This window comes from Lentibacillus populi (assembly GCA_014642895.1).
Taxonomy (GTDB): domain Bacteria; phylum Bacillota; class Bacilli; order Bacillales; family Amphibacillaceae; genus Lentibacillus_C; species Lentibacillus_C populi.
The window spans coordinates 50,590-72,036 of record BMJD01000020.1; the positions used below are offsets into that span (position 1 = coordinate 50,590).

A 21,447-nucleotide genomic window follows, 5' to 3' on the forward strand; every position below is an offset into this window, starting at 1 on the left:
TAACATAACCGGTCGGCAATTTCTAACCCCATTCCCCCACAATCTCTTGTGTGGATCTTATCAAACTTCTTAGTTTTTCGATCGGCACCTGACCCGGTGCAGAACTTTCCTTCCCTACACTAAACGTAATAACCGACCCATAAGCCCAGCCCATAATTCTGCTTAAGCTTCCCATTTTCCCCATCGACATACTTACAATCGGAATGTCTAAAGCATCATCAGCCTGTTTAGTAAATTCCAATAATCGTAATACATCCTCTTTGCTTTTTGGCATTACCGCAATTTTTGCAACATCTGCACCAAAAGATGCAGTACGTGACATATGCTCCATCATCTCTCTATTAGATGGAGTACGATCAAAGTTATGATAGGATAAAATCAACTGTTTATTATATTCTGTTGATAGCTTTCTTAACTGCATAATATGGTCGGGGGCATTAGATGCCTCGAAATCGACCATTTCCGCCATTGTACTTTTACATATTTTACTTAATAGATTAACTTTCTCTTCTTCGGTAAGTGGTATTTTTTCGCCACCTTCCTTTTCCGAGCGAATAGTAATAAGAATCGGGATATCACTAGCGGTTGAAATTATGTCCGCAATTGATAAAACATATTCTTCATCCTCGATCCCTTCCAGGAAATCGGCCCTCCATTCGACTAAATCAGGTTTTTTAGGAAGAATTATCCTTAATTCTTCCGTTATTTCTTCCTTGTTTTTACCGGTTAAAGGGGTACATATGTAGGGGATTTTTTTATTCTGGAATAATTTCATTTTCTTATCTCCTCGTATTATAGTGGAATGTTCCTTTGTTGTTTGTTAATCAAAGACTTTAACGATTAAACTGTCATTTCCTGAGACCGATTTTGGCTACCCGGGAACGCTTCTGTCTGTCAAGTATCAATGTTACCCGCAGAAAACAAAGGTTTCAACCCCTCTCCTTCCATAATAATGGCTATCAACCCTTGCTCCGTTATAGTTTCATGTCATTCGTCTTTACTCCAAAAAACGGCGTTGCCTTTCTGTATGTTTAAAAACTCCTCATTTTCTCCGCGCACCTTCCCCTTTCCATCCAGTACAATCAACAATTGCGGCACTGTAGCCTGATGATATCCAATAACTCCATTTTTCTCCAGATGTACATACCCAATTTGCATTGGCAAATCCGTTTTAAGTATTCGGTTCATGATGAAATTCGAATTAAACTCAGTAATCCTAATGCCCGTTTCCTTAAAAATCCGGAAAATCTCCACAATACCGCGCCCCTGTCATAAGTAATCCCGCTCATCAACCTTATTTTTTTGCAATGACGGCGGACAGGCATAATTATAAGCTTTAATTTTCTTATTCATTTCCTTGATTAATTTACGAATCTCCCCGCCCTCTGCACTTGCAAGCTTTTCCTTTAACCCGTCAATTTCCTTATTTAATTCTACCCATTTTGGCAGTACATGGTTATCCTTTAATGTCTTGTTAAACTGTTTGTACGTGCTGCTGAAATAATTGTTATCCAGCTTTAGCGGTTTTCCTTTGCCAGGCAAATTATCGAACTGCCCGTCTCTTTCCGCCTTTCTGACAATTTCCGATAAATGATCGGTATATTCAAACCGTTCCTTTATTTCTGTTTCCTGCTTCTTGGCATCCTTTTGTGAACCATCATCTTTACACATTCCATCACCCGCTCACCTATATTTTTTCAAACCATTCACAAGTGCTTCATTATCATTATTCTCCACACCGTGCAACGCTTCCTGCAATGCGAATGTTTTTTGATAAAAAACTGCCCGATTTGCAACTTTATCGCCATTCGGATATAAATCAATACATCTTGCAAAGAAGTCGTGTCCGTAGCTTGCTAAAATACCGGCAAAATCATATGCTGGATCACCTAATCCGGAACCACCGAAATCAATGATTCCCGTTATCTCCATCTTGGCAGGATCCCATAAAATATTGGATGCACCAAAATCGCCATGAATTAACGTTGGTGTAAAGCGAAACTCATCAATTGCAGCAAAGAAATCCTCAAACAGTGCTGAAACTTCTGCTTTTGCATCAGTGTGCATGTAGCAAAAGAGTTTCATTTGAATTCGTTTATACATATTTTCATATTCCTCTTTTAAATCGATGGACTGGCTCGGTAAAAGCTTTTTCACTTCTTTTTCCGAAACAGCATGCAGTTGGATGAGAAAATTCACCAGCTGCAATGACAGTTTCTTCTGTTCAAGATCACTACCAATCTGCTTTAACTGCTCATTCCACATCGGAAGCCCCGGGATCATTGGGTATCCCACAAATACTTTTCGTACTTCCAGTTCATCAAACGATTGATAGATTGGCTCAGGGATTGGTTGTGAACTATAGCCTCTTACTAACTCCAAAATTTTTGTTTCATCTAACAATCGATCTATTCCAGCTTTATATTTTGGAAAGCGAAATACAAAGGATTGGTTAATAATGAAAACAGAGTTATTTTGACCTATCTCATTAATTTCAACGTCCTGAATCCTCAATTCTGGATAAACCTGCTTAATTCGGTCAATGTAGGCCGCTAACATGATAACACCTCCATTTACGTAGGAATCGTGTTAATATTATCCCAGCCATAGGCAATCTCTGTAAACCTTTTTCCGGCAATCTTTTCTTCTTTTGCATCTACCCTTTTTCCGCCAATTGCTTTGTAAAAATTACTGGCATTATTTTCTTCCAACACCCAAACCAGCATCGAACTGATCTGCAATTTCTTAAGCACCTCTACTACTGGTTTAACGAGCAGCTTACCAAGTCCCTTACCCTGATACGCTTCCAAAATATAAATCGCATATAATTCACCAGTATAATTTTCATATCTTCCTGTTCTTTCTTTCCCTCCAGTCGAAAAACCAACAATTTCCCCTTGGTTATTCTCCGCAACAAACACGTGTTGTTCGGCAATATTTCGTTCCCACCGCTCCGCCCGCTCGTCACATGATAGCTTATTTAAAAACTCCTGCGGAAAAATATCTTTATATGTCGTTCGCCAGCTGTCTACATGTACGCTGGCAATTGCACCAGCATCAGCAACCACAGCTTTTCTGACCAGCATGCCTCCAACTCCCTTTTATAATTTTTAGTTCAAGCTTGCTCCAACAACGATCTCCACTCAAATTCTGTTTTACTTGGATCCGGTTAATCCATTCATCACATCAATTACTTCTTCTAAATTGGAAACGACTTGGTAAGCATCCTTTTGCATCTCGTCATTTGCTTCAATTAAATCTGGAACAATGATACACGGGATATCCGCTTTAACCGCTGCCCGCAATCCATGTAGTGAATCTTCCAAAATCAGTGCCAGCTCGGGCGGTACATTGGCCCGTCGGCACGCTTCCAAAAAAACATCCGGTGCCGGTTTCCCATTTTCTACTTCTTGGCCGCTTACATAAAAATCAAATCGCTCCATTAATCCTGTCATCGTTAAATACTTTTTAATCGTTTCCCTGCTACTTGACGAGGCGATACATTTTCTCACACTGTTTTCATCCAAGTTATCGAGCAGTTTTTCCACCCCGGTTTTCATTATAATACCTTCAGTTTCCAATATATTTTTAAATTCCTGATCATACCCCTTAAAAATTTGATCGATCAGAGACTTCTTTCCACATATTTCTCTGATTATTTCCTCACTGCCTTGATCGCTGATACCAATCATACGTTTATATGTTTCTATTGGAAAATCAAACCCGGCAGCTTCCATCGATTTACTCATCGCTTTAAAGGAAGTCCGTTCCGTATCAAATAATAACCCGTCCATATCAAATATTACCAGCTTTACATCTTTCATTATCCAACCTCCATTTACAGTGCTTCCCCTGCATTTTATCCAGCTTTGAGAGCCCATTTAAAATGGCAGAGAAGAAACTCTCTGCCTTGAATTATATCATAATGTTTCGTGCTTAATAGTCGAATTGACGATAGTAACGGCGGATATCTAAATCGTGACCTGTATATTTTTCATAATGGAATGCCAGTCGATCAACTAATAAAGTTGTTGAAATTGTTGGCGCCAATATCCAGCGGAAATCATCGTCAATTCCTTCTAATTCATAGTCTTTTGTATCAATTACTACTAGTTTTTTCGTGTATTGCTTACAGAACTTTTCAACGCGCTCATCAAGCACACGACGTTTCCCCTCCCCTTTCACAAGGAAAACAGGTACATTATCACTAACCAATTCGAGCGTCCCATGGAAAAATTCCGAAGATGATACTGCTTTTGTGCGAATCCATTGCATTTCTTCCACAACACACATGGAAAAGAGATAAACTTCTCCCCACATTTCGCCATCGCCGACCCAAATATTATATGGTTCATTGTAATAGTTTTTGGCAATTTCGTCTGCAATTGGTTCAAATTTTTGTTTGGCTTTTACTAGATTTTCAGGTAGTTTTTCCAATTGATCAGCAAATTGGTTATATTTCGGAAACTCGTTCCGGTTGGCGAGAAGTCTGAATACTAGCATGAACAATTCCATGTACTCAAACTCAACGCCGTCTTTTGCTCTATTTGGAATGACCCAGCGACTCAATTTCTCCAAAGGTGCATCTGGAGTACCAACAAGGGAAACAACGCGATATCCATTTTCCTTGCACCATTCTGCAGCACGTACCGTTTCTTTTGTGTCACCAGATTTTGAAGACATAATAACAATGGAATCCTTTGTTAATTGCCGATGACCTGTAAGGACAACTTCAGCTGCCTGCTCAGCGTATATTGGTACATCTGTTAATTGTTTAAGCATTTCTACAACAGGTAACATAATGGCAATGGAACCGCCTACTGAAATAAAGAATATGTTTTTATATCCTTCCTTTGAAATCTCATCCGCAATTTGTTCTATTTTCCCACGTGTTTCATAGGTAGTTTTTCCATCTTTCAAATATAATTGTTCGTCAAATTTCAACATGTTATTTTCCCCCTAAGATGTTTGGTTTAGTTTGTTATATTTTACTTTTTAGAACCTCATCGAAATCTACAAAAATATCTTTTTCAATATCTATTCCTCTGCCTGAGGTAATTCGATATGCAAGGATCTGAAAAGGGATGACCAGCAACAAAGTGCTCTTAAATTCATCAAGTTCAATTCCGACTGACATCGTTTTTTCATTATCTTCCGTCCCGGTAGTGATGGAAAAGCAATGATCCGTGTATTTCGAGAAATAGGCTTTTAGCTTTTCAGCTCTTTCCGAATGCTGACTCTTTGTCTGGATAAAGACTATTCCATATGATTCGTCCACTTCCAGATATGGACCATGCATAAATGCTTCCAATTCAAATCCTTGCGTTGGAACGCGAACAGTTTCGGTAAATTTCGTTTCACTCTCTTTTGCCGTTCCGACTGTCGGTCCATAACCAATCGTTGCAAAGCGTGGAATTCGATTTAATTCCTCGGCAAATTGACGGTAAAAGCTCTCCGATCGTTCAATAACATACGGTATTTTCTCAATTGCAGTATTAAATTCTGCTATTTCCTGCAATTCCTCCTCTGCAGTCAGGCTTCCAAGCGCATTCCCTGAAACAAGCCCCATCAGCATCAATGTTAAAACAGTAGCTGAAAACCCTTTGGTAACATAGCCAACCTTTTCTATCCCACAGCCAATATCAATGACCAAATCCGCATCGTTTGTAATCGGACTATTCAAATTTGCTGTTAAGACAGCAGTAGGGATATTCCCGGTCGTATTTGCTTTTTTCAATGCTTCAATGGTTGAAGAGCTATGCCCGCTCTGTGAAATGGCCAGAATAAAATCTGTCGTTGATTTCAACTTTTCATAATGCACAAACGTGAACGGTTCTATCACATCTATGGATACACCGGCAACCTTTTCCATATAATACTTGGCACTTAGAGTTGCATTCAAACTTGATCCCGTTGCAAGGATAAGCCAGTTTTTGGGCCGCTTCCTATCAATAACCTGTTTAAACGATTCGAGATTTTCCTCGTATTTGCCCATGATGTCCTTGCATGTTTTTCCTTGTTCATTAATATAATCCATCATCGTCTCTTTCAACTTCAACACCACCCTGCTTATTTAAAATCCTGAAGCTCCCCTGCATACACAGGAGAATCCAGCATTTTTTCTATCTTTCAAACCATTACTAATTGCATCAACCAAAAATACCTGCCCATGCACCAAGAATGCTAATCACAGCCATCCCGACTAAAATGGTAGTTGCCTTAACCTCCTTGCCAAGTAACCAATAGATAACCCCAAATGCAGCTAAAGGCAACAGTCCTGGCAAAATACCATCCAAAATATCCTGTACAGCAGTTGCGGAATCCCCACTTCCAATGGTTAATGGAACATTCAGGACGATCATGTCTGCACTCATCCCTCCAATAACCATCAACCCTAAAATGGCTGCTCCGAACGTTAAATTACCCATTGTTCCGTTTTCCTGCAGTTTTTTCAAAAATCCTGTTCCCATGTTATAACCGACCTTCGTCAAGATATAACGTAAGGCAATATGCGGTACATTAAATACGAGTAGAAATAGAATCGGCCCCAAAATATTTCCTTTTAACGACAGGGATGTACCGATGCCGGTTGCGATAAGGCGGAGTGTTCCCCAAAAAAATGAATCGCCGATACCGGCTAATGGTCCCATTAAGGAGGCTTTAACTGTATTAATGGATGATGAATCAAAATTCTTATCTTCTGCATTTGACTTTTCCATCGCAGCAGAGACTCCCAATATCATCGTTACAATATGTGGAGTCGTATTAAAAAATTCCAGATGCCGTTTTAATGCAGCGGAAAGGTCACCTTTTTTCTTATACAGTTTTTTTAAGATTGGAATCATGGCATATGCGTAAGCCAGACTTGCTTGACGTTCATAGTTCCAGGAAAACTCCATTTGAAACGAGCGCCAAAACAATTGATTTAAATCTTTTTTGCTTATTTCTGGCGTTTCTTCTACCTGATCAACCATCTTTTCGTTTTTATCAGAAGTCTTCGTCGTCATCATCCATCACTCCTCCTTCATTCGTAGCCAATTTCGGTTTTTGCATAACATTTACCATAATAATTGCCACAATTGCTCCGAGCAGGGCAATACCTGTTACCGGAACCTTTAAATATGCAACAATTAAAAATCCCAGGAAAAAGTATGGTGCAACCTGCTTATTAACCAATAACCTTACCAACATGGCAAAACCTAGTGCTGGTATTAGGCCAGTAGCTACTTCGAGACCCGTTTGAACGGGACCAGGGATCGCATCCAAAACCTTTGTAACAGCATCGCTTCCAACAAAATATGAAATACCTACAATGGCGCCAATCATGAGAGACATTCCAAAGCCACCTAATAAGTGCATGGTTGTAATCCCTCGAACATTGGCATCTTCGGCGTACCTATCGGCTTTGTGTAGCACAATTGGTAACACTAAAGCCAAATACAAATTCTCAAAGATAAGTGCCAATGTAGCAATTGGCAAGCCCAGCAATAATGCCGTTTCTGGACCAGCCCCCGAAGATATTGCAAATGCTACTCCCAACACACCCCCAACTACTACATTAGGCGGAATTGCTGCCCCAACTGAAAATACCCCGATAAATGCTAGTTCCAAAGTTGCCCCCATTATAATACCGGTTTTAATATCGCCCATTACGATACCGGTAAATAGGCCTGTGACAATTGGACGTGATATCAAACTCGTCCCCAAAGCATACTCACTTTGTGCGACAAAAGCGACCAAACCTAATAATAATGCCGTAATCATCGTAACCCCTCCCACCGTTTCTAAATTAAATTACAGTGCTAGCAAAAATCTTTTTATCATTGGGAACTTGTCTGATTTCCACCTCTGCCCCTTGTTCAATCATTTTTTTAACCATGATTTCTTCTTCGGGCAATAAATTTACTGCTTTGGAAATATTTCTCGTCCCTTCTTTTGCTTTCACACCTCCTAAATTCACTTGTTTAATAGCATGGTGAGCTGCAGTCAATTTTTGTGCGTCGGCAACAGATTCAACAATGATGAAAAGCTTATATTTATCTGTCACTCCACTTTCCAGTGCTTTGATAGAATCCTCGATATTTTTAATAACTAATTTTACACCCTGTGGTTTCGCAAGTTTAATCGTTGTTTTACGCAATTCGTTAACAGGTACATCATCGTTTGCAATTAAAATACAATCCGCTCCTAAATTTTGTGTCCATGAGAAAGCTACTTGTCCATGTAATAACCGATGGTCAACACGCAGCAATTTAATCATATTTATTCATCCCTTCATTAAAAATCCTCATCCTCCGGTTCACTTCGGATAACCTTGTTACAGTAAATTATCGTGTCCTTGGCATTTTTTAATGCCTTGTTAATTAGCTCATCCGTATCCATTTGGAAATTAACCTGTGTAACCAGTTCAATCACCAATGCCAGATTTAGTCCGGCAATCAAATGAATTCTGGTATCATGTAATAATTTAAGGCATTCATTGTTAACACTGCCACCGAATATATCCGTAACGATAATCAATTCATCTTCCTCATTAATCTGCATCAACACGGACTCCAATTGCTTAGTTAAATCCTCGTTCTCATTCTTGTAAGCACTGATTGTAAATATATTGTCACGCTTCCCGGTAATCATTTCTACTGAATCAAGCATTCCCTCCGCGAGTCTCCCATGCGATGCAAATAATAAATACCTCATCACCTATCCCCCTTTCATTTTCATTTCACTAATATTAAATGCAAAAAGCGTGCCAACTTAGTGGCACGCTTTTATTTATTGGTACAACCTTATTTAAAAAACGCTTTCAGATGAGGGTTCCGTGACTAAATAATCATAAATATAACCAATTTCGGCAATGTTGATTTCGACACTATAAATGGATTCGACGACACTAAACGCATCCCTTATCATTTCAATCATATCTTTTTGATATTCCACAAACGTATCCATGTCATGGTACGTTTCTATTGGAGCTTGTCTAATTAAACGCTCTACCAAGCAGCTTGTATGGACATATAAAGCTACTTTTTTATCATTGGGCAGTCGTTTATTCATTAACATTTCCAACCGATTTAAAAATTCCTCGACATGAATAAGAATTTTTTCTGTATCCAGAATGGTAATGGATTCAATTACCTGTTCAATCGAAAAGTTTCGTAATAGATTGTTATTGATTTCTTCAATTTGATCGTCATTGATCACCGACTGAAAAATTTTCCGCAGCTTTCCTTCCCCCTGCCCCGAAATTAAATCTTCAAGCGAAATATAATCCACTTCTCTTATTCCTGGATCGGCTGTTCCCACTATTGCCAGAACATCATATAACTGAAATAATGCATCGGCATAACCAAATTCCTCCAGACGGCTGTAATCATGGGCAATGATTTTCATTTCCAAATCCTGTGGTATACTTTCTTCTAACAATTTTTGGATTTGCAAAGCTGTTCCCATTCCGGTAAAGCAGGATGTGACAATCACTTTTTCCTTTTTCTTGTCCGGGTAAATAATACTATATTGTGTTTCATTGGAAGTTTTTAACTTATCGATCATTTCCTCTAAATAAATACCTTTTCCCAGCATTTCACCTACAAATAAAGCCATTTGCGTAGAAACATTGTTAATGATTGCTAATGGCCCATTCATGTATTTGGTGAATTGGGAAGGGATGTCTTTCAAGGAGCCCATATCTACTAAAATAACCAGTCCTTTGGAAACATCGGTATGTTCAACATAATGCAGTACTCGTTCTACAATATCATCTACTGATGTGTCCAATGGCATGTCAAAAGCCTCAAAGATATTTTTATGGAGCAAACGGTTTGCCACATTTGCGATACTGCTGGCTGTTGCATAGCCATGTGCAAGAATGATAGCCCTTACCCGCTGCTCATTGGCCGGTTCAATTGACAGGCTCCTTAAATAAAATGTCAGCATCGCTTCATCCATCCTGCTCATGTGGACATCCAGTTTATTGTTTAATAGCTTGATAAATTGCGTTACCAGCTGGCATTCTGATTGATAATTTTCTTCTGCAAAATGTACAATCTGGTTGATGACTTTTTTCTGTTCACTCGACCATTCTATAACAGCGTTCCCCTTGTAATAAAGAAAGTGAGCCATGGTAAATACACTGTTTCCATTGAATTTGACGTTGTTGGTGTTCTCTAAATAACGGATAATTTCCTGTACATTAACCGTAATGACTTCCATCATTACGCCAGTACTTTTTTCCGAGTTAAAAATAAACTTGTCAAATAAAGCTAGAATCTCATTGAAAACCTGTTGTTCCAAAATCGTTTTATCCAATTTGCGTTTCTGATTATCGTTAAACAAACGCAGAATTGTTTCATATGTTTTCTTGATATCGTCCGTATGCGACATGCGTGATTCAAATAGCTGATTTAACGTAGCGGTTGGCTTAATGATAATTTCACTGTTTTGCTTAAATTTATGATCAGTAGGTTGAATCGTTTCTCGTAAAATTTTTTCAGGAAGATCATGTAATGAAATCGAAACACGATCTGATTCTGGATCTTCGGCAAAGGACGAGGCGATCAAATATTTTATCGTGTTTTTCAAATCTCCCAGATTACCGCTATAATTATGCTTCGTAAGCGCATCCAAAGCTCGACTCGTTATGTGGATCGGCCGGTTAATTTTTTGTGCTTCATGAATCAAAAACAGATACACAAATTGTATTTTCTCTTTGTCTCCCCGCTCGTCAAGACTTGGGATTGTTATCTGAATGGGAATCCGGCGCAAAAATGTTTTAAGAAAGTTCCCTTCCAGGTTTAAAGTTGTTGCAAAAATAATTCGCACATCCGCTTGGTGCCAGCCATTCGTCTCTCCCATCCGCCGATAAACGCCTTGATCAAGAAACGTAAATAATTTTTCTTGCCCCTCTTCATTTAGCCGATGAACCTCGTCCAAAAATAATATGCCGCCATCTGCGGCTTCGAGCATTCCATTTGTCGTTTTATCGGCTCCGGTATACGCCCCTTTTAGATTACCAAACAAGTTACTGGATAGTAGCTCTGGGTTATTCGCATATTGCGCACAGTTGAAGCTGATGAAAGGTGCATCTTTTGCCAATACTCCCCTTTCTACACTGTATTGATAAATAAGACTGGCGGTATAGCTCTTTCCAGCTCCTGTCGGTCCACATAAGATGAGCGGTAAACCGCCATCAGGATAAAATACTGATGATTTAATCTGTTTGATCGCTTTTTCCAAACTTCCATCTGCCCCAATTAATCGGTCAAAAATATCCCCATCATTTCCATTCTCCGCTTGCTTCTTAATAGATTCGAAGCTGTCAAACAAGCACATTTGAACAGGAAAAAATTCCTTTTCAAATATGAATCGGCTCAAGAAATAAACTGGACGTGTATTGATCTTAATCACTTTTTCTTCTTCAACCATCTGATTCAGATATTGACTAATCGTATTTCGCTTAACTTGAAAAAATTCCGCCATACTATTTGCCGTAAACATGTCTGACGGAGTATCTATTTGAAACAAATGCGTCTTTTCCTCTAAATAGGAAAGCAAATCCTCTTTCAGCATTTTTATCACCCCTGTTGATGAAACCTTGATGTTGCTCTTCTTCAGTATAAAACTATTTCTCTAAGACGGGCAGTGTTTTTACCCACTTTTCTGATATTTATGGGCACCAGCAGCACTTAAAAAAACGCCACCTCTTTGATAAACCTATTTTAACAGTTGCATCGTCTAAAACAAAGTCAGTTTCATTGATTCAACATTATAATCGTATCTTCCACTTACTAAGGTGGCATTGTAAGAAATGATGCCAAAGTGCCCCTGTCATGATCATTTTTTCGATTATCATTGTAGTAGATCACTCCAAAGAAAAAGCCATTCCAACATAACGGAACAGCTTTATTTGCTCATATCTACATATCATGATTTGCGTCGTTCTTTTGCCGTGAATGATTGCGATTTTTTACTTTATGTGAACCATCGAGTGGCTCGCCATATCGCTGTTTCGGGCTTTTTGGCAAATTTGGACGTTCCTGCTGTTTAGGCCCTTTAGGGTTTTCACTCACCATATTCCCCTCCTTTTTATCGTACGGTTAGCTTTTGGAGAAAGGCAGGATTCTATTCGTTCGTCAATCTGATGCTAGCATCAATTTCAGCGACTCATTAATGTCTATCGGTTAATCATTGATCTACTTAGTCTCGTGATTGAAAAAAACTATTACCAAGGCAATAGCCTCTATCATTAATGTAACTGTAAGTTATAGCCAGCCTGACTACTAAAAATCGTTTGGCAGCGACAATGGCAACCAAAAGATCGATTTTTAGATGAACAAATCCAAAATATAATAAATAATTCCGCCTATTACTGCAGTTATCGGTAATGTGATCACCCAGGTAACAACCATCCGTTTTGCTACACCCCAGTTAACACCCTTTACACGGTGGGAGGCCCCGACCCCGAGGATACCAGATGAAATAACATGGGTTGTGCTCACAGGTAAATGAATGAGCGTTGCCCCAAAGATGACGGCCGCACCAGTAAGATCAGCAGCAACCCCATTTACAGGGCGGATTTTCATAATTTTTCCACCGACCGTTTTAATGATTCGCCATCCACCAACAGAAGTTCCAAGCGCCATTGCCGTTGCACAAGAAGCCTGCACCCAAAATGGAATAGCTGCCGTTGTATGCATGCCTCCGACAATCAATGCCATCGTAATAATCCCCATCGATTTTTGTGCATCATTCGTACCATGGGCGAAGGATTGCACCGATGCTGTTAATACTTGCACGAGCCGAAAGCGTTTATTTGTCTTAGCCAAATTACTGTTTTTAAAAATAACTTTAATAATGCCGTATAAGATAAATCCGACTATAAAGGCAAAAACCGGGGAGAAGAACAAACCTTCAAGAATAGAGAGAAAACCATGATAATGAATCGCGTTATATCCCGCTGATACAATGACCGCACCTGTAATTGCCCCAATAATTGCATGGGATGAACTGCTTGGGATCCCTGCATACCATGTAACCAAATTCCAGACAATCGCCGCGATCAAAGCTGCTAAAATGACCGCCAGCCCGTTTTCCAGGTCAAACGGATTTGTAATTCCACTAGTAATCGTTTGGGCAACACCAGTAAAGGTCAATGCTCCAACAAAATTCATTACAGCAGCCAATATGATTGCTCTTCTAGGTGTCAAGGCTTTGGTTGATACCGATGTTGCAATGGCATTGGCCGTATCGTGAAACCCGTTAATAAAGTCGAAAAGGAGAGCAAAAACTACAATTAATACGATTATTACAGAAAGAAAGTCCATTTTTTTAATCCCTCATTACGCATTTTTCATGATGATACTTTGTAATGTACTTGCTACGTTTTGACAATAGTCTGCTATTTCTTCCAGAATTTCATAAATTTCTTTGTATTGGATTACTTTAATTGGATCCTTTTCTGATTGAAATAAGTTCCTAAGGGATTCACGGTATAAATCGTCACAATTACTTTCGTAGTCTTTAATCCGGATGGCATGCTCTTCCACATCTTTTAATTGATAATTTGCGATTAATTCCATTGATGTTAAAATTTCCTTTGAGCATTTTAATATATAATTCGTAAATTGATCGATATAATCATCTGAAGACAATATATGATAAATATCCATCGTAGCGGAGAATTCTTCCATTCCATCCATAATATCATCCAGATTCATCACAAGCTGGAGAATGTCCTCCCGCTCAATAGGGGTAATAAAAGCCTGGTTTAAATCTTTAATGATTTCATGAACCTTATCATCGGCAAGTGATTCATGCTCCTTAATTGTACTGGAAAATTGTTTCAGTGTCTCAGTATCTTTCACTTTAAAATGAACAAAATAGTCTGTTGCTTCATGTAAATGCTTTGCGAAATCAACTAGATAAAGGGAAAACTTATCTGGTTTTTTCTTGAACATATTTTTTTAACCTCCATTAAACGAACGGAACTTGGTATCCTTGATTATTATATATTTTTCATCAGCTATTTGCACGAAATAAATAAATAGCTGTCCGATTTTGTCGATTTTTTTCATCACAAATTCCATTATACACGTTCGTTCGCTGCAACTAAAGTAGGTGCTGAATATTTATTAGAGATTTTTGCATTATTTGATACCGGCAACTTATGCTACCAGCTGTACGTTTACTTGTTATTGGCGATTTTCTAGCTCTTATCAGCGGGATTTGCCACTTTAGTGGCGCCCCAATACTTTTAGGAAAATCCCTCCTTTTTATCGGCGATCAGCTATTTCCGATCATGCATACATTAGTCCTCGCCTGCACGCACATTTCCTCCCTTTAATAAACAGCAATAATAGGAAGGGAGGTTTTTAAACTTTGCTAAACAAACGCTTTCTATACATGCTTATTGGAGTAGTGGTCTTGATTACCATTCCGATATTTTTAAACATGGTAGTTTTTGATACGAAACCCGACTCCTCCAACGAACCCTCGACCGATGAAAGCAATGAAGATGGTTCGGATTCCAATGATGGCAAGCAAATTTACTGGGGTGTTGATTCTGCGAGTAGCGTGAATAACGATTTAAAACAGTGTGTAGAGGATAACTTTGGCAAGCCAGATGTTTGGGGACGCTATTTAGGGGATAACAAAGGTGTTTCTAAGGGGCTTGACGCTGACGAAGTCACATTCCTGTTATAAAAATGATATACGTATTCTGTTAATTTACAACCATTTCCGTGATGCAACGGGGTATGACCATGGTGCCCGGGAAGCGAAACAAGCAATTTCCTTGGCTAATGATTTGGATGTTCCAGATGGGGTTGCGATATTCGGGGATATTGAGCCGAAGTACCCGGTCGATTCAGCCTTTATCCAAGGGTGGTACGACACATTAGCCGCTTCCGATTACCAACCAGGTTTATATGGTGTTTTTGATGATGGAAGTAATTTGGTTGAAGCCTATCATGCAACAAAACGGAAGGCACGAGAAAATACAATCGTTTGGACATCCTATCCCCAGCAAGAAATCACTACAAAAGAAAATGCCCCGAAATACGCCCCCGAAGGACCGGACGATGCTTTACTTTACGGCTGGCAATATGCAATAGAATCGGACAAATGCAATATTGATACCAATTTATTTACAAAGGAACTGCTGGATGCTTTGTGGTAAAAGTTAATTGGAAAAGGCTGCTTCAACACGCGATGCGGCTTTTTCCGTATCAATTCCTTTGCTTTCGTATGAAATGTATCTTAGGAATACGAAACGCGGAGGCAATAAATTGCAATAGTCCCACCCTTATTAATTTCGGATATAAGTTGGGCTGATCGGGTACATAAGCGACAGCTCTTTTCGCTTGAATGGGATTTTTCCAAATGTTGATACGTAACATTTGCCATGTTACGTCCAATAATCCGGATCCGCCATCCTTAACTCTTCCACCACATCATCCAAATCAGCTGGCGTGATCGAATAAACAGGATAGTTGTCCCATCCCTTTGCTTCCAGATAAAAAAAGCGCCCGCTTCCCGGAAATTCTTCATCCATTACGATAAGGCACCCATCACTTTTATCGATAAGCCATTTATTTTTTGCCTTGAATTGGAAGGCACCCTTGTAGTACCCCACATAAAGCGGTTTATAAAAATCAGCAATTGATACAAGTTCCTGATACTGTTGCTGGATGGGCTCTGGAAAGCGTTCTTCCTGACTCTCAAAAGGGGGAATGATGGCAAGCTTCACATCATACTGTTCCCGTAATTCCCTAACAACCTCAGCCGCCCATAGTTCAACTCCCATTTGCCCTGAGATCAGTACCCATTCCAATCCTTCCTCGATAAAGGCTATTAGTCTTTTGCGAATAGCTGCTTTAATGAATGTTATTCGATGGTCGTCAACCTTAAATATATTCAGTTCCATTGGTTTATATCCGGTAACCGTTAGTACTTTCATATGTATGTTCCTTTCTTAGAAAAACTGGGAGCTGACCTTTAAGCCTGCTCCCTAATAAGATTAACACCATTTATTCGGTTTTTTCCAGTTATGCATCTCTTTATAGTTGTTCCCACAGCACCCTTTTCCAGCATGACCATAATCCATCATGCCTGCAACTTGATTACCGTTATTCATCCCCGGCGACATGGCACCTGCAACCTGACTTCCAGGTCCATAAGCTGGAGAAACTTGTGGTGGTGTGTTAAAAGCTCCGCCAAATTCATCTACACTATTGCACGTATTTTGGACGGATGTGGAATGTGGATAAACATGTCTGTTCCTTACCAAATGATGATTCATAACTGTAGTATGGGAAGGATGTATGTGTTCTACAACACTTTCCGTACAGTTTTCAACACAATTATGCTTTGTTGGATGGACAATGCGCTTCGGGCATCCACAATCTGGTCCATGATGATGTCTCATATAAAAGCCCCTTTCCTGTGATAGGTTCACTACTAACCTATGATAACTGCCTGTAGATTGTATAAGACATGAACCTATTTTCCGTGTCACTTTTATGCTATACTTTTCTGAAAAGGGGGGAAAATAATGGAGCAAACAATTAAAAAAGCAGTTCAAGATGAATATCCGGAAGACTTTTCCTGGTGTTATGGCTGTGGGCGACTAAATGAAAATGGACATCATTTTCGTACGGGGTGGGATGGTGATAACACCGTAACCATTTATACACCACGGCCAGAGCATACTGCACTACCCGGTTTTGTTTATGGCGGGCTGATCGCTTCCCTGATTGACTGCCATGGAACCGGCTCAGCATCCCTTGCATTACATCGGAAAAATGGGCATGAACCAGGCGATGCTGTGGAACCGCCACGATTTGTGACGGGGTCATTACACGTTGATTTCATTAAACCTACTCCACATGGCGTCCCATTAAAAGCAGTTGGAACAGTGGAAGAAGTCCATCCGAAGAAATGGAAAGTACATACGGAGGTATTTGCAGGCGGCAAGGTTTGTGCTAAAGGAGAAGTTGTTGCAGTTGTAATGCCAAGTACGTTTTATGAGAAATAAAAGAAATCAAAATGCATGTTCATACTAGTTGATATGAACATGCACTTTTTCAGTTATAAAACTTTCCCCAATGTACTTCTTCTGATTAATATCCTTTAATAATTTATTTCATTCATTTTGCATGGTTTAGTGATAAGTTCAGCACCCACAAATCTCTTTAACCAAATTAAAATTCCCTCAGAAAAGTCATCTTTACCTGAAGGGACTTGCTTTATAGTACCCACGATATTCAATATTGTAGTGGCGTTTCTATTAAGAAACAGAGCAAACCTGTTTGTTAAAATAAGCAAGTGCTTCTTTCTCTTCACCATTCTAAAATCAATGGATGAAAACTTGCTCCTACAGCAGGATTTTGACAGCCGTAAGCCAAAAGGAAGTTTTTAATTATTACACTGTTAACAAGCGATAAAATTCAATCGTGTTTTCATATAGACGATGATAAACGTCTTCCTTATCCAGCCCTTTCAGCTCAGCAATTTTACGTATGGATTGATGGATCATTTTCGGGTCTGTTTTTTCGCCTGTGAACGGCCCCGTAAACGTCCAAGGACCATCTGTCTCTACCATCATGTTCGCTAAAGGATAGCGTTTAACCAGTCGTTGAATTTCCTTTTCATACAACACATCCGGCGTGATCGATATGTAATAACCATTTTGCTGCATACGCTCAACCGTTTGAGGATCCCCTTTGAACCAGTGAAAATGAGCTTTTTTCACCGAATACTTCTCGAGTAAATCACAGACAATGGGAGCATCCTCATAGACAGCATGCAAAACAATCGGCTTATCTAACTTTACGGCTTGCTGAATAAACAGCTCCAGTACTTCCATATAAGGCTCTACTGGAATGCTAGGTTTTTCTTGCCGCAAATAATACGGTAAACCAACTTCCCCAATGGCCACCATCTCCTGCTGATGTCTATGCATGAATAATATAATTTCCTCCAACATACGATCTGATGGTAATTCCTGTTCCGGATGGTAGCCAAATGCCGGTTTAATTCGTTTATCGATTCGGGAAAATTCCAGATTCATTTTAGCAGATTGCAAATGATATGATACTGCAATTAATGCAGCAACATGATGATGCTTCAGTTCCTTTAGCAGCATATTCCGATCCGGTTCATCGTACATGTCCAAATGGATATGTGCATCAATAATCTGATTTTCCATATTATTCACCTAGTTCCTGATAAATTAGCTTTTTCCATTGCAAAAATTCCTCCGACAAAAGGATGGCTTCTTTTCTTGGTCTTGAGAACGGGATGGTAATTTCTTTTTTTACCGTTGCAGGCTTATTCGTTAACACAATCACTCGATCAGAAAGATAAATGGCTTCCTCAATACTATGTGTTACAAATAATATAGAGCGTTTATCTTCCTCCCAGATTGATAAGAGCCATTTTTGCATCGCCAATCTGGTAAACTCATCTAATGCTGAAAATGGTTCATCTAAACAAATAACAGATTGTGGACTTAACAAGCTTCGGATAAAGGCTGCACGCTGCTGCATTCCACCTGAAAGTTCATGCGGATATGCATTCTCGTACCCCTTAAGCCCGGCACGTTCAATCATCTCCATTGCATCTGCTTCATCTCCTCCCCCCGCTATTTCTGCACCCAGCAATACATTTTTTAAAAGACTTCGCCAAGGAAGCAGAGATGGAGATTGGGGTGTATAACTAATGGCTCCTTTTGTGCCGTTTATCAGCCTGTCATCTAAATAAATCTCACCGGAATCAGGAAGCCGGATCCCGCCTATTACATGGAATAATGTGCTCTTTCCACTGCCAGATGGACCTAGGATGGAAACAAATTCACCATCATGTACGGTAAATGATACATCGCTCAGTATCACGTTTTGGCTATATGACTTTGTTACGTTTTGAACATGTAGTTTTCCCATATCAGTTCCCCTCTGATTTCCAATTAAGTAGTCTTTTTTCGATAAAAGCGATCAGTGAAAAGAACAAAAGACTCAGAACCATGACGAAAAATATCGCAACAAAGACACGATCGGTTCGGAATGATGAGGATGCTAATGTCATATAGACACCAATTCCTTCATTCGCACCGAGCCATTCAGAAATAACTGCTCCCATTACACTATAAGTTGCAGAAATTTTTAATCCGGAAAATAATGATGGAAGTGCACTTGGAATTTCCAATTTCCTGAAAATCTGCCTTTTATTTGCCCCGGCCATTTGCATATAATGAATTAAATCACGATCGGTTTGCCGAAACCCATCCAATGCTGCAACAGCGATTGGAAAGAAACAAACCAATGTGATGATGATAATTTTGGGCAGCATCCCAAATCCAAACCAGATCACTAAAAGCGGTGCCAGCACAATAATCGGGATATTTTGTGATAAAATCATCAAAGGAAAAAATGCTTCCCGAACAAATCGAATAAGATGCAGACAAACAGCAACCAAAATCCCGATGCTTGCACCAATCAAAAAGCCCATAATCGATAATGTAATGGTTGAGATTAAATGATGCTGATACATTGGCCAGGCTTCTATTCCTGTTTTTCCAATTTGCGACGGTGCAGGCAGGAGCCAATCCGGTATGTCAAACAGTTTACTGGAAAGCTCCCATGCACCGAACAAAAGGAGGAGAACCACAACCGGTTTCCAGCCTTTTTCCATGATCCCTTTCATTAGCGATATTTCTCCGTCAGTTCTGACATCGAGGCTCCATCCGGTTTATGAAACACTTTTACCTGTGAAATAATACTTTCACACCCCAGCTCGGTCATTCTGGTATTCATTTTTTCAATAATTGACAGCAATTCCGGCAAATCTCCTTCCATCGTTGTTTCGAGCGGATGCACTTCATATTTCACTCCTGATTGATCGATTTCCTCTATCGCAGCATCTACATATGGAATCGTATCTTCCCCGTTTTTTGTCTTTGGGATAATTTGAATACTTACTAAAGCATTTGCCACTTGAAACCCCTCCTATTTTTTTGGTAAAAATTCATTGGTAAAAGCTTTCTCGCTATCTAGCTGTTTTTCTAATAAATTATTGTCGTACATCCAGCTTGCATAATTATCCCAGACTTCCAATTTCTGTTCACCCCAGCGCATTGCATCATCCCGATATTTTGGTGAGAGCCATTCTTGACTTGCCTTTACCAGTTCTGCATCAAGATCTGGAACTTCATCTAGCAAAATAGTAGCCGCATCTTCAGGATTATCAATGGCAAATTCATACCCTTTTGAAACGGCTGCCAAAAACTTCTTAACTGTTGTCGGGTTTTCCTCAATCGTGTTCTCATTCGCAGTAAGAACCGGTGTATAATAATCAAGTTTTTTCGAGTAATCGGTCAGATACAACATATTTAATTCCTCACCACGCAACTCGGCCTCTACGCCTGTCCAGCCATAATAAATCCAAGCAAAATCAATATCACGCTGCACCGCTGTAAAGAAATCGGTGTTCCCCATATTGACAATATTCACCTTGTCAGCGGAAGCATTTTCTTGTTTCATAAGGGATGCTAGGACAGCCTTCTCAACTGGTGCCCCCCAGCCACCATACGTTTTTCCGGCAAAATCCTTCGGTGATGTGATGGCTTTTTCCTTTGGTGAGGCAAAACCGGATGTATTATGCTGGATCACCGCCGCAATGGAGACAACCGGTACACCTTGCACACGTGCCTCCGTAATACTTTCTTGGTAGCTAACACCAAAATCGGCTTTTCCTGAAGCGACAAGCTGATCAGCCCCAACCTCTCCCGGCATTATGATTTCCACATCCAGTCCCTCGTCATGAAAGTATCCCTTTTTTTGTGCAACATAAAGGCCAGTATGATTCGTATTTGGTGTCCAATCCAGGACAAGCTTTACTTTCTGCATACCGTCCCTATCCTGTTGATCCTGTTCCGTGCTTTTGGATCCGTTGTTACTGTTACATGCAGTAAGAACGGTAATCATGATAAGTAAAAATAAAAGCTTCTTCATTTCTTATCCTCCATGTGATGGTAGTTTTGTTTAGGAAAATGATCGGCGAAAGGGCTGCGGAAATTGCAATAAAAAAACACCGCCATTTTTAAACCTGGGGTGTTTACGAAAAAGATAGTTTATCTTTCCTGTTCAACATGTTCCCTACGCTGGTTTCAGCCAGATCAGGTTCCAAGGGTCAGTATCTATCGGATACAATCTCAACCAGCATCAACTGGTCCCCCCACAAAATCTATTCCATTTTTATCTTACATGTTCAAAGGTACTACATTACGGTATCGTTTGCAAGGTTGGAATTTTGAATTTGATATTTAAACCTGCTTCCTAAATATGGGCCCATCAAATACACGGGAGTTTGACAGTTTCACTTCCAAAAAAACACTGTAAGCCTTGTGAGGGCTTATTTTTTTTGTCAAATTTTTAATTTTATTATTGAGTACTATTT

General features: G+C 39.6%; 26 protein-coding genes and 1 riboswitch. Of the genes, 3 read left to right on the plus strand and 23 right to left on the minus strand.

The window, feature by feature from the left end; all coding sequences use genetic code 11:
• Positions 1-22 precede the first annotated feature (22 nt).
• From aroD to IEX12_RS12945, 16 genes are all read right to left on the minus strand, one after another.
• Positions 23-775, minus strand: a complete 753-nt coding sequence (aroD, locus tag IEX12_RS12870) for a type I 3-dehydroquinate dehydratase (protein ID WP_088049532.1) — start codon at positions 773-775, stop codon at positions 23-25.
• Between the two features lie 212 nt (positions 776-987).
• Complete coding sequence (locus IEX12_RS12875; protein WP_308777784.1) at positions 988-1,254, minus strand: cupin domain-containing protein; 267 nt, start codon at positions 1,252-1,254, stop codon at positions 988-990.
• A 15-nt stretch (positions 1,255-1,269) separates the two neighbouring features.
• Positions 1,270-1,671 carry a DnaJ family domain-containing protein gene (locus IEX12_RS12880; RefSeq protein WP_088049530.1) on the minus strand — a complete coding sequence of 134 codons (402 nt, stop codon included), beginning with the start codon at positions 1,669-1,671 and terminating at the stop codon, positions 1,270-1,272.
• A gap of 12 nt (positions 1,672-1,683) precedes the next feature.
• On the minus strand, positions 1,684-2,559 hold the full coding sequence (locus tag IEX12_RS12885) for a phosphotransferase family protein (protein ID WP_188725298.1): 876 nt from the start codon (positions 2,557-2,559) through the stop codon (positions 1,684-1,686).
• Positions 2,560-2,573: 14 nt separating this feature from the next.
• Positions 2,574-3,086 carry a GNAT family N-acetyltransferase gene (locus IEX12_RS12890; RefSeq protein WP_102415597.1) on the minus strand — a complete coding sequence of 171 codons (513 nt, stop codon included), beginning with the start codon at positions 3,084-3,086 and terminating at the stop codon, positions 2,574-2,576.
• Between the two features lie 69 nt (positions 3,087-3,155).
• A complete protein-coding gene (locus tag IEX12_RS12895; RefSeq protein WP_188725299.1) occupies positions 3,156-3,824 on the minus strand; it encodes an HAD family hydrolase in 669 nt (222 codons plus the stop codon).
• Positions 3,825-3,936: 112 nt separating this feature from the next.
• Positions 3,937-4,947 carry an SIS domain-containing protein gene (locus tag IEX12_RS12900; RefSeq protein WP_088049526.1) on the minus strand — a complete coding sequence of 337 codons (1,011 nt, stop codon included), beginning with the start codon at positions 4,945-4,947 and terminating at the stop codon, positions 3,937-3,939.
• Positions 4,948-4,981: 34 nt separating this feature from the next.
• Complete coding sequence (locus IEX12_RS12905; RefSeq protein ID WP_200809507.1) at positions 4,982-6,052, minus strand: SIS domain-containing protein; 1,071 nt, start codon at positions 6,050-6,052, stop codon at positions 4,982-4,984.
• Positions 6,053-6,149: 97 nt separating this feature from the next.
• On the minus strand, positions 6,150-7,007 hold the full coding sequence (locus tag IEX12_RS12910) for a PTS system mannose/fructose/sorbose family transporter subunit IID (protein ID WP_155554946.1): 858 nt from the start codon (positions 7,005-7,007) through the stop codon (positions 6,150-6,152).
• Complete coding sequence (locus IEX12_RS12915; protein WP_088049525.1) at positions 6,988-7,764, minus strand: PTS mannose/fructose/sorbose/N-acetylgalactosamine transporter subunit IIC; 777 nt, start codon at positions 7,762-7,764, stop codon at positions 6,988-6,990. Before IEX12_RS12915 ends, IEX12_RS12910 begins: the two co-directional genes overlap by 20 nt.
• 25 nt (positions 7,765-7,789) lie before the next feature.
• Positions 7,790-8,260 carry a PTS sugar transporter subunit IIB gene (locus IEX12_RS12920; RefSeq protein ID WP_155554937.1) on the minus strand — a complete coding sequence of 157 codons (471 nt, stop codon included), beginning with the start codon at positions 8,258-8,260 and terminating at the stop codon, positions 7,790-7,792.
• A gap of 17 nt (positions 8,261-8,277) precedes the next feature.
• A complete protein-coding gene (locus IEX12_RS12925) occupies positions 8,278-8,697 on the minus strand; it encodes a PTS sugar transporter subunit IIA (protein WP_088049523.1) in 420 nt (139 codons plus the stop codon).
• A 93-nt stretch (positions 8,698-8,790) separates the two neighbouring features.
• Positions 8,791-11,565 (minus strand): sigma-54-dependent transcriptional regulator, encoded by a 2,775-nt coding sequence (locus IEX12_RS12930; RefSeq protein WP_155554938.1) that lies wholly within the window; start codon positions 11,563-11,565, stop codon positions 8,791-8,793.
• A 347-nt stretch (positions 11,566-11,912) separates the two neighbouring features.
• Positions 11,913-12,065 (minus strand): small acid-soluble spore protein P, encoded by a 153-nt coding sequence (locus tag IEX12_RS12935; RefSeq protein ID WP_155554939.1) that lies wholly within the window; start codon positions 12,063-12,065, stop codon positions 11,913-11,915.
• Positions 12,066-12,320: 255 nt separating this feature from the next.
• A complete protein-coding gene (locus IEX12_RS12940; RefSeq protein WP_155554940.1) occupies positions 12,321-13,319 on the minus strand; it encodes an inorganic phosphate transporter in 999 nt (332 codons plus the stop codon).
• Positions 13,320-13,334: 15 nt separating this feature from the next.
• Positions 13,335-13,952, minus strand: a complete 618-nt coding sequence (locus tag IEX12_RS12945) for a DUF47 domain-containing protein (RefSeq protein WP_088049520.1) — start codon at positions 13,950-13,952, stop codon at positions 13,335-13,337.
• A 421-nt stretch (positions 13,953-14,373) separates the two neighbouring features.
• On the opposite strand from IEX12_RS12945, the gene IEX12_RS12950 reads away from it, so the two are divergent.
• Positions 14,374-14,697, plus strand: coding sequence for a glycoside hydrolase family 25 domain-containing protein (locus IEX12_RS12950; RefSeq protein WP_155554941.1), 324 nt, complete (start codon positions 14,374-14,376; stop codon positions 14,695-14,697).
• Positions 14,666-15,172, plus strand: a complete 507-nt coding sequence (locus IEX12_RS12955) for a glycoside hydrolase domain-containing protein (protein ID WP_188725300.1) — start codon at positions 14,666-14,668, stop codon at positions 15,170-15,172. The genes IEX12_RS12950 and IEX12_RS12955 overlap by 32 nt, the downstream gene beginning before the upstream one ends.
• A 228-nt stretch (positions 15,173-15,400) precedes the next feature.
• On the opposite strand, the gene IEX12_RS12960 is transcribed toward IEX12_RS12955, so the two are convergent.
• On the minus strand, positions 15,401-15,952 hold the full coding sequence (locus IEX12_RS12960) for an SLOG family protein (protein WP_088049518.1): 552 nt from the start codon (positions 15,950-15,952) through the stop codon (positions 15,401-15,403).
• Positions 15,953-16,012: 60 nt separating this feature from the next.
• Positions 16,013-16,420, minus strand: coding sequence for a spore coat protein (locus IEX12_RS12965; protein ID WP_088049517.1), 408 nt, complete (start codon positions 16,418-16,420; stop codon positions 16,013-16,015).
• Positions 16,421-16,546: 126 nt separating this feature from the next.
• Between IEX12_RS12965 and IEX12_RS12970 the strand changes: the two genes are divergently transcribed.
• The gene (locus IEX12_RS12970; protein WP_102415600.1) at positions 16,547-17,029 is read left to right on the plus strand and encodes a PaaI family thioesterase; all 483 of its coding nucleotides are present in this window, start codon (positions 16,547-16,549) and stop codon (positions 17,027-17,029) included.
• 387 nt (positions 17,030-17,416) lie between these two features.
• Here IEX12_RS12970 and IEX12_RS12975 read toward each other — a convergent pair whose 3' ends face one another.
• From IEX12_RS12975 to IEX12_RS12995, 5 genes are read right to left on the minus strand one after another with little or no spacing between them, the layout of a single operon-like run.
• The gene (locus IEX12_RS12975; RefSeq protein ID WP_088049514.1) at positions 17,417-18,202 is read right to left on the minus strand and encodes a TatD family hydrolase; all 786 of its coding nucleotides are present in this window, start codon (positions 18,200-18,202) and stop codon (positions 17,417-17,419) included.
• Position 18,203: 1 nt separating this feature from the next.
• Complete coding sequence (locus IEX12_RS12980; RefSeq protein WP_102415602.1) at positions 18,204-18,935, minus strand: ABC transporter ATP-binding protein; 732 nt, start codon at positions 18,933-18,935, stop codon at positions 18,204-18,206.
• A gap of 1 nt (position 18,936) precedes the next feature.
• The gene (locus IEX12_RS12985; RefSeq protein WP_155554943.1) at positions 18,937-19,695 is read right to left on the minus strand and encodes an ABC transporter permease; all 759 of its coding nucleotides are present in this window, start codon (positions 19,693-19,695) and stop codon (positions 18,937-18,939) included.
• Positions 19,695-19,985 (minus strand): thiamine-binding protein, encoded by a 291-nt coding sequence (locus tag IEX12_RS12990; RefSeq protein ID WP_155554944.1) that lies wholly within the window; start codon positions 19,983-19,985, stop codon positions 19,695-19,697. Before IEX12_RS12990 ends, IEX12_RS12985 begins: the two co-directional genes overlap by 1 nt.
• Before the next feature lie 12 nt (positions 19,986-19,997).
• Positions 19,998-21,002, minus strand: coding sequence for an ABC transporter substrate-binding protein (locus IEX12_RS12995; protein ID WP_188725301.1), 1,005 nt, complete (start codon positions 21,000-21,002; stop codon positions 19,998-20,000).
• A gap of 124 nt (positions 21,003-21,126) precedes the next feature.
• Positions 21,127-21,237: riboswitch (TPP riboswitch) on the minus strand.
• Positions 21,238-21,447 lie beyond the last annotated feature (210 nt).

Coding starts and splice junctions, on each gene's coding strand:
- IEX12_RS12985 (WP_155554943.1), bottom strand. CDS start 19,695: ATGAAAGGGATCATGGAAAAAGGCTGGAAACCGGTTGTGGTTCTCCTC.
- IEX12_RS12920 (WP_155554937.1), bottom strand. CDS start 8,260: ATGATTAAATTGCTGCGTGTTGACCATCGGTTATTACATGGACAAGTA.
- IEX12_RS12980 (WP_102415602.1), bottom strand. CDS start 18,935: ATGGGAAAACTACATGTTCAAAACGTAACAAAGTCATATAGCCAAAAC.
- IEX12_RS12895 (WP_188725299.1), bottom strand. CDS start 3,824: ATGAAAGATGTAAAGCTGGTAATATTTGATATGGACGGGTTATTATTT.
- IEX12_RS12965 (WP_088049517.1), bottom strand. CDS start 16,420: ATGAGACATCATCATGGACCAGATTGTGGATGCCCGAAGCGCATTGTC.
- IEX12_RS12915 (WP_088049525.1), bottom strand. CDS start 7,764: ATGATTACGGCATTATTATTAGGTTTGGTCGCTTTTGTCGCACAAAGT.
- IEX12_RS12960 (WP_088049518.1), bottom strand. CDS start 15,952: ATGAAAGTACTAACGGTTACCGGATATAAACCAATGGAACTGAATATA.
- IEX12_RS12940 (WP_155554940.1), bottom strand. CDS start 13,319: ATGGACTTTCTTTCTGTAATAATCGTATTAATTGTAGTTTTTGCTCTC.
- IEX12_RS12925 (WP_088049523.1), bottom strand. CDS start 8,697: ATGAGGTATTTATTATTTGCATCGCATGGGAGACTCGCGGAGGGAATG.
- aroD (WP_088049532.1), bottom strand. CDS start 775: ATGAAATTATTCCAGAATAAAAAAATCCCCTACATATGTACCCCTTTA.
- IEX12_RS12910 (WP_155554946.1), bottom strand. CDS start 7,007: ATGACGACGAAGACTTCTGATAAAAACGAAAAGATGGTTGATCAGGTA.
- IEX12_RS12995 (WP_188725301.1), bottom strand. CDS start 21,002: ATGAAGAAGCTTTTATTTTTACTTATCATGATTACCGTTCTTACTGCA.
- IEX12_RS12880 (WP_088049530.1), bottom strand. CDS start 1,671: ATGTGTAAAGATGATGGTTCACAAAAGGATGCCAAGAAGCAGGAAACA.
- IEX12_RS12945 (WP_088049520.1), bottom strand. CDS start 13,952: ATGTTCAAGAAAAAACCAGATAAGTTTTCCCTTTATCTAGTTGATTTC.
- IEX12_RS12970 (WP_102415600.1), top strand. CDS start 16,547: ATGGAGCAAACAATTAAAAAAGCAGTTCAAGATGAATATCCGGAAGAC.
- IEX12_RS12975 (WP_088049514.1), bottom strand. CDS start 18,202: ATGGAAAATCAGATTATTGATGCACATATCCATTTGGACATGTACGAT.
- IEX12_RS12885 (WP_188725298.1), bottom strand. CDS start 2,559: ATGTTAGCGGCCTACATTGACCGAATTAAGCAGGTTTATCCAGAATTG.
- IEX12_RS12930 (WP_155554938.1), bottom strand. CDS start 11,565: ATGCTGAAAGAGGATTTGCTTTCCTATTTAGAGGAAAAGACGCATTTG.
- IEX12_RS12900 (WP_088049526.1), bottom strand. CDS start 4,947: ATGTTGAAATTTGACGAACAATTATATTTGAAAGATGGAAAAACTACC.
- IEX12_RS12890 (WP_102415597.1), bottom strand. CDS start 3,086: ATGCTGGTCAGAAAAGCTGTGGTTGCTGATGCTGGTGCAATTGCCAGC.